Annotated in this window: 12 protein-coding genes; all 12 read left to right on the forward strand. The window is 63.0% G+C overall.

Annotated features, from left to right (window positions below):
- The first annotated feature begins 47 nt into the window (after positions 1-47).
- Positions 48-635: an ImuA family protein gene (locus tag DC366_RS16620; RefSeq protein WP_108693343.1), complete on the forward strand. Its 588-nt coding sequence runs from the start codon at positions 48-50 to the stop codon at positions 633-635.
- A complete protein-coding gene (locus DC366_RS16625; RefSeq protein ID WP_108693344.1) occupies positions 550-2,034 on the forward strand; it encodes a Y-family DNA polymerase in 1,485 nt (494 codons plus the stop codon). Before DC366_RS16620 ends, DC366_RS16625 begins: the two co-directional genes overlap by 86 nt.
- Complete coding sequence (locus DC366_RS16630; RefSeq protein WP_108693345.1) at positions 2,031-5,336, forward strand: error-prone DNA polymerase; 3,306 nt, start codon at positions 2,031-2,033, stop codon at positions 5,334-5,336. The genes DC366_RS16625 and DC366_RS16630 overlap by 4 nt, the downstream gene beginning before the upstream one ends.
- A gap of 348 nt (positions 5,337-5,684) precedes the next feature.
- Positions 5,685-7,322, forward strand: coding sequence for an amidohydrolase (locus DC366_RS16635; RefSeq protein ID WP_108693346.1), 1,638 nt, complete (start codon positions 5,685-5,687; stop codon positions 7,320-7,322).
- Positions 7,319-8,260 (forward strand): ABC transporter permease, encoded by a 942-nt coding sequence (locus tag DC366_RS16640; RefSeq protein ID WP_108693347.1) that lies wholly within the window; start codon positions 7,319-7,321, stop codon positions 8,258-8,260. Before DC366_RS16635 ends, DC366_RS16640 begins: the two co-directional genes overlap by 4 nt.
- Positions 8,257-9,150 carry an ABC transporter permease gene (locus tag DC366_RS16645; protein WP_108693348.1) on the forward strand — a complete coding sequence of 298 codons (894 nt, stop codon included), beginning with the start codon at positions 8,257-8,259 and terminating at the stop codon, positions 9,148-9,150. The genes DC366_RS16640 and DC366_RS16645 overlap by 4 nt, the downstream gene beginning before the upstream one ends.
- 25 nt (positions 9,151-9,175) lie before the next feature.
- On the forward strand, positions 9,176-10,750 hold the full coding sequence (locus DC366_RS16650; protein WP_207768759.1) for an ABC transporter substrate-binding protein: 1,575 nt from the start codon (positions 9,176-9,178) through the stop codon (positions 10,748-10,750).
- A gap of 70 nt (positions 10,751-10,820) precedes the next feature.
- Positions 10,821-12,254, forward strand: coding sequence for an amidohydrolase family protein (locus tag DC366_RS16655; protein WP_108693349.1), 1,434 nt, complete (start codon positions 10,821-10,823; stop codon positions 12,252-12,254).
- The gene (locus DC366_RS16660) at positions 12,251-13,285 is read left to right on the forward strand and encodes an ABC transporter ATP-binding protein (protein WP_108693350.1); all 1,035 of its coding nucleotides are present in this window, start codon (positions 12,251-12,253) and stop codon (positions 13,283-13,285) included. The genes DC366_RS16655 and DC366_RS16660 overlap by 4 nt, the downstream gene beginning before the upstream one ends.
- Positions 13,282-14,346 carry an ABC transporter ATP-binding protein gene (locus DC366_RS16665; RefSeq protein ID WP_108693351.1) on the forward strand — a complete coding sequence of 355 codons (1,065 nt, stop codon included), beginning with the start codon at positions 13,282-13,284 and terminating at the stop codon, positions 14,344-14,346. The genes DC366_RS16660 and DC366_RS16665 overlap by 4 nt, the downstream gene beginning before the upstream one ends.
- A gap of 63 nt (positions 14,347-14,409) precedes the next feature.
- Positions 14,410-15,465, forward strand: coding sequence for a sensor histidine kinase (locus DC366_RS16670; protein ID WP_108693352.1), 1,056 nt, complete (start codon positions 14,410-14,412; stop codon positions 15,463-15,465).
- 151 nt (positions 15,466-15,616) lie between these two features.
- Complete coding sequence (locus DC366_RS16675; protein ID WP_108693353.1) at positions 15,617-16,654, forward strand: substrate-binding domain-containing protein; 1,038 nt, start codon at positions 15,617-15,619, stop codon at positions 16,652-16,654.
- Positions 16,655-16,715: the final 61 nt, after the last annotated feature.

Raw genomic sequence — 16,715 nt, forward strand, 5'->3', positions numbered from 1 at the left:
CATCTCAATTGTTTGAAGCCTTCGGGACTTGCTGTCATGTTGCGGCCATGGCGCCTGATTCCTTTAACAGCTTTCCCTTGCGAAACGCACGTGTCCACGAGGTCTTCGGCCCCAGCGCGTTTGGCTTTGCAGCCATTGTTGCCGCGCAGATGGCCGGTGATTTCATGTGGGTGCGCGAGGCGTGGCGCGGGGATATTCTGCATCCTGTCGGCCTTGCCACCATCTGCGGGCCCGAAAAGCTTCTGGCGGCGCAAACGGCCAATCAGACCGACAGCCTCGCCGTCGCCGAAGAGGCGCTCAAGGATGGCGCGCTGTCGCTTGTCGTGATCGAGATCACACGCCCGCTCGATCTGCGCGAGGGACGGCGTTTGCAGCTTGCCGCAAAGGCGGGAAACACGGTCGGGTTATGCCTGATCCCTGAAGGCATGGGCAGCAACGCCGCCGAAACCCGGTGGCGCGCCACCCCGGTGTTTGACGCTGAAAGGGAGGGCTCGACTCTGATGCGGTGGGAAATTATTAAGAACAAATCAGGAACGGTTGGGGCTTGGGATGTTCGCTGGGACCGGGAAAATCGTCGTCTCCATGTGGTTTCCCCGCCTGTCCAGCGAGCGGGCTCTCAGGATATGGCCGGTTGATGCGCCTTTTGCTCTGACGCTCAGGCAAAACAATACCGAACAGGTTTATTGCCTCAACGCACAGGCGGAAAAGCTGGGGCTTCATCGCGGGATGAGCGTGGCGGATGCCCGCGCCTTTTGCCCCGATCTGGTGACCCGCCCCGCGCGTCCCGATCTGGATGCGCGCTTCCTGTCTGCGCTGCGCCGCTGGGCCACGCGCTATTGTCCCTGGGTCGGGCGCGATGGAACAGACGGGCTGGTGCTTGATGTTACCGGCTCCACGCATCTTTGGGGCAGCGAGGCGAATATGCTGGAGGACATGCGCAGGCGCGCAGGGCGCGCAGGGCTGACGGTGCGGCTGGGTCTGGCAAACACACGCGGCGCGGCATGGGCGCTGGCGCATTACGGCAATGGTGCCACCTTGGCGCAAGAGCCGCAAAAGGCGCTCGCGCATCTGCCGGTGGCGGCGCTGCGGCTTGATGAGACCATGAGCACCGCCTTGCAGCGGCTGGGCCTGAGAACCATCGGCGATCTTTGCGCCACCGCCCGCGCACCGCTTGCACGTCGGTTTGGGCCGAAATTGATGCTGCGTCTCGATCAGGCGCTGGGGCACAGCCCGGAAACCGTCAACCCCGAGGCCGATCCGCCCCATTATGGCGTGCGCCTGACATTTCCCGACCCCATCGGTCTCATGGCGGATGTGATGGCGGCCACCTCCCGGCTGCTTGGCCCGCTATGCGACAAGCTCAAGACACATGAGGCGGGCGCGCGCGCGTTGACCCTGACCTTGCGGCGCGTCGATCAGGGCAGCCAGCAGGTCGAGCTGCGTCTTGCCGCCGCGATGCGCGATCCCCGGCGTATTCTGCCCCTGTTCGAGCGCGGCCTGAGCGAGGTGGATGCGGGCTTTGGCATCGACCAGATGCGACTGGTGGCCGCGGTGGTCGAACCGCTGCCGGTGCAGCAGATTGGCGCGGCCTCGGCAAGATCTTCCGGCCCTGACCGGCTGAACGATCTGATCACGCGCATCGGCACACGGATCGGGCTGGAGAACGTGCAGCGGTTCCTTCCCGCCGACAGCCACATCCCCGAGCGCAGCTTTATCATCGCGCCTGCCGCCTACAGCACGGCTGAAAACGGCTGGTCCGTCGGGCGACCGCGTCCCTTACGCCTTTTCCCGCCCGAACCGATTGCGGGCACAGGGCCGCGCCCGCCCGAGCGTTTTCGCTGGCGGCGCATGGCGCTTGCGACGGCGCGCACCACGGGGCCTGAACGTATCGCGCCGGAATGGTGGCTCGATGACGAGGGCTGGCGCACTGGCATGCGGGATTACTGGCATGTGGAAACCCGGCAAGGCCGCCGTCTTTGGCTGTATTACACACCGCAAAACCCAGGCTGGTTCGTGCAGGGAGAATTTGCATGAGCTATGCCGAGCTTTGCGTCACGTCGAACTTCACCTTTCTGACCGGGGCATCGCATCCCGAAGAACTGGTGCTGCGCGCCGCCGAACTGGGTCTTGAGGCTGTCGCGATTACGGACCGCAATTCCCTCGCAGGCGTGATGCGGGCCTATAGCACGCTGGAAGCCTTGAAAAAGGATGTCAAAGAGGCGCTGCGCATCCGCTCGACGCATCAGATCGACTCCTGTTCGCGCCAAGAGGTCGGCCTGCCGCAGGATTTGGCCGTTCCGGACGATCTGCACCTGCCAAAACTCATCGTCGGCACCCGTCTGGTTCTGCGCGATTGCACGGTGGAATGGATCGCCCTGCCCACGGATCGCGAGGCTTATCATCGGCTCTCGCGGCTTCTGACCCTTGGCAAGCGGCGGGCCGGAAAGGCGGAATGCCTTCTTGATCTGCGCGATCTGGAGGAGGGGTGTCAGGGCATGATCCTGATCGCCCTTCCCCAAGACGGCCTGCAAACGGCCGCCCCCGATATCCAGAAACTTCAAAGGCGCTTTCCCGGCTACGTGTTTACCGGCGCGGCACCGCGTTATGACGGCTCGGATCAGGCCTATCTGAACGCCTGTGCGCGGCTTGCCCGGAAAACCTCGGCGCCCATGGTGGCGGTGGGGGATGTGCTGATGCATCGCAGCAACCGTCGCCAGCTGGTGGACGTTCTGACCTGTCTGCGTGAGGGCATCACCATCGATGAGATCGGCACGCGCGCCCTGCCGAACGCCGAGCGGCGTCTGAAGGGCCACGAAGATATGGCCCGGGTGTTTCACGCGCATCCCGCCGCATTGCGCCGCACGGTCGAGATCGCCGCGCGGTGCAGTTTCTCCCTTGGCGAGCTGAGCTACGAATACCCTGATGAGATTTCTTCGCGCGAATCCCCGCAGGCGCGGCTTGAGCGATTGGCGCATGAAGGGATGCGGTGGCGCTATCCAAACGGCGCGCCCCTGCGGGCAAACGCCTTGATGGAAAAGGAGCTCGGCCTTGTCGGCGAGCTGGGCTATGCCGCCTATTTCCTCACCGTCCACGACATCGTGCAGGAGGCACGCTCGCGCGGCATCCTCTGCCAGGGGCGGGGCTCGGCGGCCAATTCGATCCTGTGCTATCTGCTGGGCATCACCGATGTCAGCCCCGACATGATCGGCATGGTGTTCGAGCGTTTCATCTCGCGCCATCGCGGCGAGCCGCCCGATATCGACGTGGATTTCGAACATGAGCGACGCGAGGAAGTGATCCAGTGGATTTACGAGAAATACGGCCGCCACCGGGCCGGGCTGTGTGCCACCGTGATCCATTTCCGCACCCGCGCCGCGATCCGCGAGGTGGGCAAGGTGATGGGCCTGTCCCAGGACGTCACCGCCAGCCTTTCAAGCCAGATCTGGGGCCAGTCGAACAAGGGGGCCGATCCCGAAAGAGTGCGCCAGCTGGGCCTTGATCCGGACGACCGGCGCCTGTCCCAGACCCTGCGCCTGATCGGCGAGATCATCGGTTTTCCGCGCCACCTGTCGCAACATGTCGGTGGTTTCGTAATCACGCGCGGGCGACTGGACGAGTTGTGCCCAATCGAGAATGCGGCGATGGAGGAGCGCACGGTAATCGAGTGGGACAAGGACGATATCGACGCCCTCGGCATCCTCAAGGTCGATATCCTGAGCCTCGGCATGCTGACCTGCCTGCGCAAGAGTTTCGAGCTTCTGGAGCAGCACGAAAAGACGGCGCTGACCCTTGGCACCGTGCCGCAGGAGGACAAGGCGACCTACCGGATGTTGCAGCGCGCCGATGCCGTCGGGGTGTTTCAGGTCGAAAGCCGGGCGCAGATGAATTTCCTGCCCCGGATGAAGCCTGTGACCTTTTACGATCTGGTGATCGAGGTCGCCATCGTCCGCCCCGGTCCCATTCAAGGCGGCATGGTCAAGCCCTATATCCGGCGCCGCCAGGGGCTGGAGGAGCCGGAACCGTTCGGCCCCGCATTGGCGGACGTCACCCGCAAAACGCTTGGCGTGCCCTTGTTTCAGGAACAGGCCATGCAGATCGCCGTGGTCGGTGCAGGCTATTCCGCCGAAGAGGCCGATCAGCTTCGCCGCTCGCTTGCCTCTTTCCGCCGCATGGGCACGATCGGCGCGCATCGCGAGCGGTTCATCGACGGGATGCTGGGCAACGGCTATACCCGAGAGGTCGCGCAGCAATGCTTTGCCCAGATCGAGGGCTTTGCCGATTATGGGTTTCCAGAAAGCCACGCGGCGGCGTTTGCCATGCTGACCTATGTCTCGTCATGGCTGAAATGCCACCACCCGGCGATCTTTGCCTGCGCGCTGCTGAATTCTCAGCCCATGGGGTTCTACGCGCCCGCGCAGATCGTGCGCGATGCGCGCGATCACAACGTCGAAATCCGCCCGATCTGCGTGAACAGCAGTGCATGGGACAATATTCTGGAGCGCCGCGCCGATGGGCAACTGGCGCTTCGGCTGGGATTTCGCCAGATCAAGGGCTTTCGCGAGGAGGACGCGGGATGGATCGTGGCCGCGCGGGGCAATGGTTATACCGACCCCGAAAGCCTCTGGCTGCGGGCCGGCATCCTTCCCGCAGTGCTCGAACGTCTGGCCGAAGCGGATGCGTTTGCCGGAACAGGTCTGACGCGCCGCGATGCATTGTGGAAAGTGCGCGCAATCCGTGCGCCCAAACCGCTGCCCCTGTTCAGCGACCCGCTTGACGGCGAGGGCGTGCGAGAGCCGGAGGTAAGCCTGCCAACCATGCATCTGGGCGAAGAGGTCGTCGAGGATTACATCGCCATGCGCCTGACCTTGCGCGCTCATCCGATGGAGCTGTTGCGCCCTGCAATCCCTGACCTTACGCCCCATGATCTTTTGCCCACAGCCCCGCTCAAACGCACAAGCGTTTGCGGCCTCGTCATCACCCGCCAACGCCCCGGAACGGCATCAGGCGTGATTTTCCTGACGTTGGAGGATGAAACCGGCGTGTCCAACGTAGTGGTCTGGAAAAAGGTTTACGAGCGATTTCGCCGTGTGGTGATGGGGGGGCGTCTGTTGCGCGTGACCGGGCGGCTGGAACGCGAAGGCATCGTCGTGCATCTGATTGCCGAGCATATCGAAGACCTCTCTCACCACCTCTCAAACCTTGGCCACCCGATGGACGACGCCGTCGGCGTCACCTATCCCCAGGCCGACGAGACCCCGCGCCCACGTCATTCGCCCCGTGCCAGACATCCTCGCGAACAGGCAAAACGGTTGTTTCCAAGCCGGGATTTTCATTGAAATCGGGCATTGAGGATATGGTGCGCCGCCAAGCGTTGGCGCTTTCGCTTTCCATTTTCGGATTTCGAAAACAGAAAAATTCAGCTGTCACTGACTAACCTGTATCCAATCACTATTCGCTGGCCCGGCATCGGGGCGCGGCCTCATGGCCAACAGGCAGCGGTCATCGCGGGCACCGTCGGCGCATTCAGTCGCTAAAAACTTCCCTCCCGAGATTGACTACTGCTGCAAGCTGTCGCAACCTAAGTAAAGGTTAATACTGCCTTTTGAGAGTTGTGGCCTCGGACACTGCCACAAAAGAAGGATCGCTGCCATGAAATCTTTTGCAATTAGCTACCGGTGTCTATCATGACGCCGACGATCGAAGCTGACACCGTCCTGAGCGGCGGAAGGATCTGGTTGGGCAAAGGGCTCGGCTTTGCCGAGGCGGCGGCGCTTTGGGGTGGCCGCGTTCTGGCCACGGGCACCGCGGCAGAGATCTCGCCGTTGATCGGGGCCGAAACGCGCGTGATCGATCTGAAGGGCCGCTTGGCAACGCCGGGGCTGAATGACGCCCACATGCATCTGATCCCCTATGGCACCGCAATGGCCGAAGTCGATCTGCGGCCCGCTGCGGCCCCTACGCTGAAGGCATTGCTGGATGCCGTGCGCCGGAACGCTGCCGAAAAGCCAAAGGGCGAGTGGGTGATCGGGCGCGGCTATGACCATTTCAAGCTTGATACAAAACGCCATCCCAGCCGCGAGGAACTGGACGAGGCGGCCCCCGATCATCCGGTGTATATCGTGCGCACCGACGGGCATCTGGCGGTTGCAAATTCGCTGGCCCTGAAAATGGCCGGGATCGACGAAAGCACGCAGTCGCCCAAAGGTGGATTGATCGAGAAGAAGGATGGCAAGCTGACCGGCCTTCTGGCGGAAACCGGGCGCGAAAAGCTGATGGCGGTCCTTCCCGATGCCAGCGTCGAAGACCTTGTCACCTCCATCGAGCGGGCGGGCGCCGATCTTTTGTCCTACGGCATAACCTCCTGCATGGAAGCGGCTGTCGGCATCCGCGACGGCTGGACCGAGATGCTGGCCTATCAGAAGGCCCATCGCGAGGGGCGGCTGCCGCTGCGGGTCTATGCGGTGCTGATGGGCGACAAGGGCAACAGTGTTCTGCCCGAGGCGATGGCCGCGGGCATGGTCTCGGGCGGCGGCAATGACATGTTCCGCATCGGGCCGGTCAAGATCTTCACCGATGGCAGTGCCGGCGGGCGAACGGCCGCGATGACAAAGCCGTATATGAACGGCGATGCGGATGATACCGGCCTGCTTTTGCTGACGGATAACGAGCTGACCTCGATGGTGGCCGACATCCACAAGCAGGGCTACCGCCTGGCCGTTCACGCCATCGGCGATGCGGCGATCGAGCAGATCCTGAAAGCGACCGAAGCGGCCCTGGCCGACAATCCCGACCCGGACCGCCGTCACCGGATCGAGCATTGCGGATGGCTGCGCCCCGATCAGATGGAGCGCATGAAGAAGGCGCATATCCTGCCCGCGCCGCAGCCTGCGTTCCTGTATTACTTCGGCGATCTCTATCTGACCTTGCTGGAGCAAGAGCGCGTCGCCGCCAGCCACCCGATGCGGACCTGGATCGATGCGGGCCTGCACCCGTCGGCCAGCACCGATTGCCCGGTGGTGGAGATCAACCCCTTTGCCAACATCTACACCATGGTCACGCGCAAGACCGAGAATGGCACCGTTATCGGCGCCGATCAGGCGCTGAGCGTGGAAGAGGCCCTGCATGCCTGCACCTATGAAGGCGCCTACGGCTCGCATGAAGAGGACATCAAGGGGCGTCTGGTGCCCGGCCAGTTGGCGGATGTGGCGGTCTTCGACACCGACTTTTTCACTGTCCCTGCCGAAGATATCCTGAACACGCGCTGCGACGTGGCCATCCTCGGCGGCAAGGTTGTCTACGAACGGGAGGGCGCAACGCCATGATGGCGCAGATCACCCGGCGGTTGCTGATTTCGATCCCGGTATTGCTGGGCGTGCTGCTGCTCGGGTTCGGGTTGTTGATCCTGGTGCCGGGGGATCCCGCAACGGTGCTGGCCGGGCCGATGGCCACGCCCGAAGTCATTGCCAAGATCCGCACCGATATGGGCCTGGACGAGCCTTTGGCCGTTCAGTTCGGACATTACCTGCTGCGCATGGCGCATGGCGATCTGGGCCGCTCGCTGATTTCGAACAAGACTGTCGTGTCAGAGCTTCTGGCGGCCATCGGCCCGACCGCCGAGCTGATGTTTGCGTCCCTGATCTGGTCGGTTCCGGTCGCCATCGGGCTGGGCACGCTGGCGGCGGTTCTGCGTGGCAGCCTTCTGGACCGTGCGATCATGGCCATCTCGGTTGCCGGGGTGTCGCTGCCGATTTTCTTCATCGGCCTGATGATGATCCACTTTGTCGGCGTGAAATGGCAGCTGCTTCCGTTTCTGGGACGGGGCGGCCCCCTTTGGACGGTCGAGGGCCTGAGGCACATCATCCTGCCGGCCGTGTCCTTGGGGATGATCCTGGTCGGGCCGGTGGCACGGATGACGCGAACATCGGTGCTCGAAGTGCTCAAGCTTGACCATGTGCGCACCGCACGGGCCAAGGGATTGTCCGAAACGAGCATCATCCTGCGCCACGGCTTGCGCAATGCGCTGATCCCTGTGGTGACGCTGATCGGCTTGCAGGCCGGTTATCTGCTGGGCGGCGCCGTGGTCACGGAAAGCATCTTTTCCTATCCCGGCATCGGTCGGCTGGCGGTGGGCGCGATCCTGTCGAGCGATTTTCCACTGGCCCAAGGCACGATCATGATCCTCGCCCTGGCGTTCATCCTGATCAACATGACGGTTGATATCCTCTATGCCCTGCTAGACCCGAGGATGCAGACACAATGACCAGCATCGACGCCGCAGCGGCAGTGGACGAACAGGCACCGCCGGCAATTCAGCCCTGGTGGTCGCGGCTCATGCGGGATCCGATCGCGCTCTTTGCGACGGCCGTCCTGCTGGCGATCATCATATGCGCCATCGCCGCCCCGCTCATTTCCCCCCATGATCCGTTCGCCACATCCCGCGCGGTGATGAAACCGCCGATCTGGAATGCCGGCGGCAGCTGGGACCATATCCTGGGGACGGACGGGCAGGGCCGGGATATGCTGAGCCGTCTTTTTTACGGAACGCGCCTGACGCTGATCATCGGCGTGGTCAGCGTGGGGCTGGGCGGAACTTTCGGCTCCTTCATAGGGCTGCTTGCGGCCTTCTACCCAAAGCTTGAGCCGTGGGTGATGCGCCTTGTCGACGTGATGCTGAGCTTTCCGGCGATCCTTCTGGGCCTTGCGCTGGTTGCGGTTTTGGGATCGGGCGTCACGCCCGTTGTCATCGCCTTGGCCATCGCGTCGATCCCCGATACCGCGCGCATTGCCCGCTCCATCGCGGTGAGTGTGATGAAGCAGGAGTTCATCGAGGCGGGCCGCGCGGTCGGCCTGTCCGATATCGCGCTGTTCACGCGCTACCTTCTGCGCAACTGCATATCGTCGATCATGATCTTCATGAGCCTGCGTTTCGGGCAGATCATCCTGATCGGCGCCGCGCTCAGCTTTCTGGGGCTGGGCGCAAGGCCGCCGACGGCGGAACTGGGCATGATGGCATCCCAAGGGCGCGATTTCCTGCTGTTCGCGCCGCATATCGCGGTGATCCCGTCGGTGATGATCTTCATCATCGTTCTGGCGACGAACGTTCTGGGGGATGCCTTGCGCGACGTTCTGGACCCGCGTTTGCGGTCATGAATCCAACATAAACGGAGGAAGAAAAATGAAAAAGATCCTGATGACGACGGCGGCTTTGGCGCTTGTCTCTGCACCGGCGCTGGCGGCGGGCGAAATCACCGTTGTGCGCGCGATTGACGCCAACAACTACGATCCGCACAAATCCACGGCGCAGGCCAATGCCGAGATCATGTTCATGCTCGGCGATACGCTGGTGTCGCTGGCGCCCGACATGAAGACGATCGAGAGCGGGATCGCAAAGGAGTGGGAGGTCTCGGATGACGGGCTGACCTACACGTTCCGCCTGCATGACAATGTGCAGTTCTGCGACGGCAAGAAGCTGACCGCCGATGACGTGGTTTATTCGATCGAGCGCTGGATAGATCCCGAAACGAACTCGCCCGTCGCCTGGCGCGCGGGCGAGGTCGAAAGCGTGACCGCAATCGATCCGTTCACCGTCGAATACAAGCTGAAAAGCCCGTTCTCCGAGCTTCTCTACCAACTGGCGCAAAGCTTTGGCACCATCATCGACAAGGATACCGTCGAGGCACTGGGGCCCGATTTCGGTGTCGCCGGTTTCAACGGCACGGGCCCGTTCTGCTGGGTCGAGTGGACGCCGCGCGACAAGATGATCATGGACAAGCACGAGGCCTATACCTGGGGCGCGCCGTTCCACAAGAACACCGGCCCCGCCTCGCTGGACCGGATCACGTGGCAGATCGTGCCTGAGGAAAACACCCGGACAGTCGCGGTGATGACCGGCCAGTCCGAAGTCTCGCCCTACATTCCGGTCATCGCGCTGAAGCAATTGGAGTCCGCTCCGGGTGTCGAAGTGGTGCGGTCCGATCTTGCCCCCTACACCTATTACATCGGCTTCAAGATCGACAAGGAGACGGTGTCGGATCCCGTCGTGCGCCGCGCGATCAACCTGGCGGTCGATCAGGAGGCGATGGCCGAGGACCTGTTCTTCGGCGAGGTGGAGCCAGCCTATAGCTATGTCACGCAGGACGCGCTGGACTGGAACCATGATCTTGACGATACGCTTCTGAAGTATGACCCCGAAGCGGCCAAGAAGATGCTGGACGAGGCGGGCTGGGTTCCCGGCGACGACGGCGTGCGCGCCAAGGGCGGCGTGCGGCTTTCGCCGCTGATCTATACCTTTGCCGAGTCGACCTATGGAAAGCAGGTCGAGGCGGTGCAATCCTATCTGCGCGAGATCGGCATCGACCTGCAGATCGAATCCTTCGATGCGACCGTGGTCTGGGGCAAGCTCGCGACGCAGGAATTCGACATGTACACGATGGGCTATCCCTACGTTTCGTCCGGGGACGCGCTCAACCTCTATTTCCGGTCCGAGAATATCCCCACGCCCAACCGCATGAACTGGAATGACGAGAAGACGGATGAGCTGCTGGATGCCGGCGCAGCCGCCACCGACGACGCCGAGCGCGCGAAAAACTATGGCGAGGTTCTGAAGATGGTCCATGACGCCGCCGCGTGGCTGCCCTTGTACCATGACCCCATGGTCATTGTGCAATCCACCGATCTGGAAACGATCACGCCGCACAACCTTTATGGTGCCGGTCTCTACAAGGGGCTTGACCTCAAATTCAAGGAGTGACGCGCCCTTGATATCCGGGCGGGCCGCGATGGCCCGCCCTTTCCCGAGTCCCCCGGAATACGGAGTTGTCATGTCTGTCACTGTGATCCGCAATGCGGCATGGATCGTCGCCTGGGACAAGGCGGCGGAAGCGCACCGCTATGTGCAGGATGGCGATGTCGCGTTCGATGGCGACAGGATCGTGCATGTCGGCGGACGCTACGAAGGTCCGGCGGCGACCGAGATCGACGGGCGCGATCGGCTGGTGTCACCGGGATTGGTGAACATCCACTCGCACCCTTCTTCCGAGGCGATGAACAAGGGTTTTCTGGACGAGCTGGGCAGCCCCCGCCTGGGCATGTCGTCGCTTTACGAATTCATGCCCTTGTTCGGCCCCGATGACGAGGGGCGGCAGGCCTGCGCCGAGGTGACCTATTCGGAGCTTCTGCTGTCGGGCGTCACAACGCTGGTCGATCTGTCGCCGGCCTGGGATGGCTGGCTCGATACCTTTGCCGCATCGGGGCTGCGCGGCATCGCGGCGCCCATGTATCGCTCGGCCCGCTGGTTCACCGACAATGGACATGAGGTGAAATACGAATGGGACGAGGCGGCGGGCAGGGCCGCGATGGATGCGGCGCTCGATCTGGTCGACCGGGCAGGAAAACACCCCTCGGGGCGGCTGTCGGGCATGGTCTCGCCCAGCCAGATCGACACATGCACGCCCGAGCTGATCAGGGACAGCTTCGCTGCTGCGCAGGATCGCGGAGTGCCGTTTCAGATCCATGCGGCGCAATCGGTGGTGGAGTTCACGGAGATCACGCGCCGCCATGGCATGACGCCGCTGGAATGGCTGGACTCGCTTGGCGTGCTGCGGCCCGGCGCCATCATCGGGCATGCCATTTTCCTGAACGATTATGGCCATGTCTTCTGGCCCGAGGCCAATGATTTCAAGCTGTTGCAGGACAGTGGCGCGGCGGTGGCGCATTGCCCGACCGTATTCCAGCGGCGCGGCATCACCATGAACACCGTCGGCCGCTACATTCGCGGCGGAATTCCCGTGGGCCTTGGCACTGACACCTACCCGCACAATATGCTGGAGGAGATGCGCAACGCGCTTTATCTTTCGCGGGTGGTGTCGCGAAATCCGTATGATCTGCGCACGCATGACATCTTTGATGCGGCAACGACGGGTGGTGCGGCGATCCTGGGCCGCGACGATATCGGCAGGCTTGAGGTGGGCGCCAAGGCCGATCTTTTCCTTGCCGACATCACAGCGCCCGCGATGATGCCCCTGCGCGATCCCTTGCGCTCGCTCATCTATGTCGCCGCCGAACGGGCGGTGCGCGATGTCTTTGTCGATGGCCGCCACGCGGTTGTCGCCGGCAAGGTTCAGGCCTTTGATCTGGAAGCGTCGCTGGAGCGTCTGCAACAGGCTCAGCGCCGCGCCGAAAAAGCGTTCCAGGGTCTGGACTATGCAAACCGCCAACATGATGAGGCATCTCCAATGGTCTATCCGTTCGCATGACTACCGCAACCCTCCCAACCAGCGCTGCCGAGGCGCGCGGCAAGCAATCCGTCCCGTTCCTGGAAGTGCAGGATCTGGAAGTGGAGTTCCATGTCAGCGGCACGGTTCAGCGCGCCGTTCAGGGCGTCAGCTTCACGCTGGATAGGGGCCGAACGCTGGGCGTCGTGGGCGAATCGGGGTGCGGTAAAAGCGTGACCTCGCTTTCGATCATGCGGCTCGTGCCGCAACCGCCGGGCCGATACGCCGGCGGGCGCATCCTGCTGGAGGGCAAGGATCTTCTGCAGGTGCCGGAGGCCGAGATGCGCGCCCTGCGCGGCGGGCGGATCGGGATGATCTTTCAGGAGCCGATGACATCGCTCAACCCGGTCTATACCTGCGGCGCGCAGATCCGCGAAAGCCTGTCGGTCCATTCGGGGCTGAGCCGGGCCGCCGCGCGTGACCGGGCGGTGGAATTGCTGGATCTGGTGGGCCTGCCGTCGCCGAAACAGCGCGCGGACGATTATCCGCATCAGCTGAGCGGCGGTCAGCGCCAGCGGGTCATGATCGCGCTGGCCCTGGCCAACGATCCCGATCTGCTGATCGCGGACGAGCCGACCACGGCGCTGGACGTGACGATCCAGGCACAGATACTGGATTTGATGGGCGACTTGCGCGAACGCACCGGGGCTGCCGTGATGCTGGTTACTCATGATCTGGGCGTGGTCGCGCAGACATGCGACGATGTCGTCGTCATGTATGCCGGCCGCGTGGTCGAGCGGGCGCCGACCAAAAGCCTCTTTGCCGATCCGCAGCACCCCTACACGATCGGCCTTATGGCGGCGGTGCCCCGCATTGATGCGGCAATCGGGCGGCTGGCGACGATCCCCGGCGCGGTGCCGCCCCCGTGGAAGCGCATCACCGGCTGCCGCTTTGCGTCGCGTTGCCCTCTGGCAACCGAGCAGTGCCGGACGGAGGATCCGCCATTGCGCGAGCTTTCACCGGGCCACGGCGTGGCCTGCTGGCGCGCCCCTATCGAGACGGTGATGTCATGACGGCTATGCTCGAAGTTCGCGGACTGACCAAACATTTCTACATGCGCCGCGGTATTCTGCGGCGGATCGCCGGCACGGTGCAGGCGGCAAACGACATCAATTTCGACGTGAACGAGGGCGAGACGCTGGCCATCGTCGGCGAATCGGGCTGCGGCAAATCCACGATCGGGCGCACCTTGCTGGGATTGACACCCGCCACCGCCGGCACTGTCAGCCTTGACGGAGAGCAGGTCCTGACGCTGGACAAGACAGCCATGCGGTCGATGCGCAGGAAGATGCAGATCATCTTTCAGGACCCCTACGGCTCGCTCAATCCGCGTATGACGGTGGCCGAGACGCTGGCAGAGCCCCTCTTGCTGCACGATCTGGCCACGCCCGCCGACGTGTCGCAGAAGGTGGCCGAGCTGCTGGACATCTGCGGGCTTCAGCCTTGGCATGCCGGGCGATATCCGCACGAGTTTTCCGGGGGCCAGCGCCAGCGTGTCGGGATCGCCCGCGCATTGGCGACGCGGCCGCGCGTCATCGTCTGTGACGAGCCTGTGTCGGCCCTCGACGTCAGTGTCCAGGCGCAGATCATCAACCTGCTGGAGGATCTGCAGCGCCAGTTCGGCATTGGCTATGTCTTCATCAGCCACGATCTGGCCGTCGTCCGGCACGTGGCGACGCGGGTCGCCGTCGTCTATCTGGGCCGAATCGTCGAAGAAGCGCCCACCGCGGCCTTGTACGCGCAGCCGCGCCATCCTTACACGCTGAGCCTTATCAAGGCCGCGCCGCGCCCCGATCCGTCGGTTGAACAGATCAGCGCGCCGGTTCAGGGCGATCTGCCAAGTGCGCTGAACCCGCCTTCGGGCTGTGCCTTTCATCCGCGCTGTCCGATGGCGCAGGACCGCTGCCGCAAGGAACGCCCCGAGCTGCGCCCCCTCGACGGCGGAAAGGTCGCCTGTCATTTTGCCGAGCAGATCCAGGAAGGCGGCTTTGGCGAGCCGACCCCGGTGCCACCGATGTTGCAACGGCGTCTGGATGTATTGGAGCGCGCAAGGGCGCAATCGGGCGCGGAGTAAGGTAGATGCCCGCCCCGGTGCTGTTGACCCGCGCGCCATGCGAAGACAACCAGAGCGAAAATCATGCCCAACAATGACCTTGACGCGGCCCCGTCGGTTCAGGACCTGATTACAGCGTTTCCCTTGCCGACGCTGGTCATTGGGCGCGACGAAAAGATCGAACGCCTGAACGCCGCGGCTGGGACGCTGCTAGGTGAAAACTTGGTCGGGCGGCATTTCACCACGGCGCTGCGTCATCCCGCGCTGGTTGACGCGGTCGAGCGTTGCCTGCGCGATCACACGCCAAGAGAAGTGTCCTATCAGGTCGTTGGCGGCGCGAACGACGCATTCTATGACGTGCACCTTCAGCCGGTTGCAGCCAGCGCCCTGTTGTTACTCAGCTTTCAGAACGCCACGGATCTGGCCCATGCCGAAAAGATGCGCCGCGATTTTGTCGCCAATGTCAGCCACGAGTTGCGCACACCGCTCACCGCGCTGATGGGTTTCATCGAAACCTTGCGCAGCTCTGCGCGAGACGACGCCAAGGCACGCGACCGCTTTCTTGGCATCATGTCGGATGAGGCGGAGCGCATGAACCGGCTGGTCGGTAAACTATTGTCCCTCAGCCGGGTCGAAGCGGATCAACATGTGCGCCCGACGACAGAACTCGACCTGCGGGTTGTCCTGCGAAGGGCGCAGGAAAATCTTGCGCAACTTGCGCGCGATGGTCGCGTGGACGTGCGGCTGGATTCGGGACAGGCGCCCTTGCAGGTGATCGGTGATGCCGATCAGTTGCTGCAGGTCTTTACCAACCTTTTGGAGAACGCCATCAAGTATGGCGGCAATGACCGGACCGTGGACATCATCACGCGGAAATCTGCGCATGATCCGGTTCTGCGCGGCCCCGCGATGGAAATCGTGATTGCCGATCAGGGGCCGGGCATAGACCCGATTCACCTGCCACGCCTGACCGAACGGTTCTACCGCGTTGACGGCCACCGCAGCCGCGAACTGGGCGGGACCGGCTTGGGCCTTGCCATCGTGAAACATATCCTCAATCGCCACCGCGGCCGGTTGAAGATTGCCAGCCAGCCGGGAAAGGGCGCGCAATTCATCGTTGTCCTGCCGCTTGACGCATGATGCGAAAGGACCTGCTCGCGCCAAACGCGGCGGGCGGCCGATCTGTCATGAAACTGTAACATACCTGTCGCAAAACCGAGACACCCGGCGCCGATAAGCGTGTCGGGATCATCAAGGGATGGTCCGTGATCCGGATTTGACAGGAGTTTTCATGTCCCTCGCAAACCTTACCGCACCGACGCTTGCCATCGCGGCCCTGTCGGCCACCGCTGCTGCAGCCCGCGACAACGTGCAGGTCGCAGGATCCTCCACCGTGCTGCCCTATGCGGCCATCGTTGCCGAAGCCTTTGGTGAGAATTTCGATTACCCGACACCGGTAATCGAATCGGGCGGCTCGTCTGCCGGGCTCAAGCGGTTCTGTTCGGGTGTGGGCGCCAACACGATCGACATCGCGAATTCCAGCCGCGCGATCAAACCGCCGGAAATGAAAATATGCGCGGAAAACGGTGTGACGGGCATTGTCGAGGTGCGCATCGGCTATGACGGGATCGTCTTTGCCAGCGACATCAACGGCAACAGCTTCGCCTTTACGCCCGCCGATTGGTATCTGGCATTGGCCGCGGACCTGCCCGTGGACGGAGCCATGATCGCCAACCCCAACACCAACTGGAACATGATTGACACGGATCTTCCCGATCAGTCGATCAAGGCGTTCATTCCCGGCACCAAGCACGGCACGCGAGAGGTATTCGAAGAAAAGGTTCTGCTGCAAGGGTGCAAGGACAGCGGCGCAATGGGCGCGATCCTGCAGATCAACGGCGCGGACGAAAAGGCGGCCGAGGCGGCCTGCATGGCGGTGCGCACCGATGGTCTGTCGGTCGATATCGACGGCGACTATACCGAAACGCTTGCACGGATCGAAGCGGATCCGAACGGCATCGGTGTGTTCGGCCTGTCGTTTTATGAAAACAACACCGACCGCCTGCAAGTCGCGACAATGTCTGGTGTCCTGCCCGGCACGGCGAGCATCGCGGCGGGGGATTATCCGGTCTCGCGCCCGCTGTATTTCTACATCAAGGCGGCGCATCTGGATGAAATACCCGGTTTGCAGGAGTTCACCCAGTTTTTCGTCAGCGACGAGATTGCCGGCCCCGATGGGCCGCTGGCCGAATATGGGCTGGTTTCCGACCCCCAACTGACCGCGACGCAGGATGCGGTCAGCAATCGCGCTCTGCTTGGCGGCATGTAGGGCAGGGTGCGGAGCCGGCCTTGCGTCTGCTCCGCGCCGACCCAAGGAGAAACGGACATGA

It is taken from the genome of Pelagivirga sediminicola, from assembly GCF_003072125.1.
Classification (GTDB): Bacteria; Pseudomonadota; Alphaproteobacteria; order Rhodobacterales; family Rhodobacteraceae; genus Roseovarius; species Roseovarius sediminicola.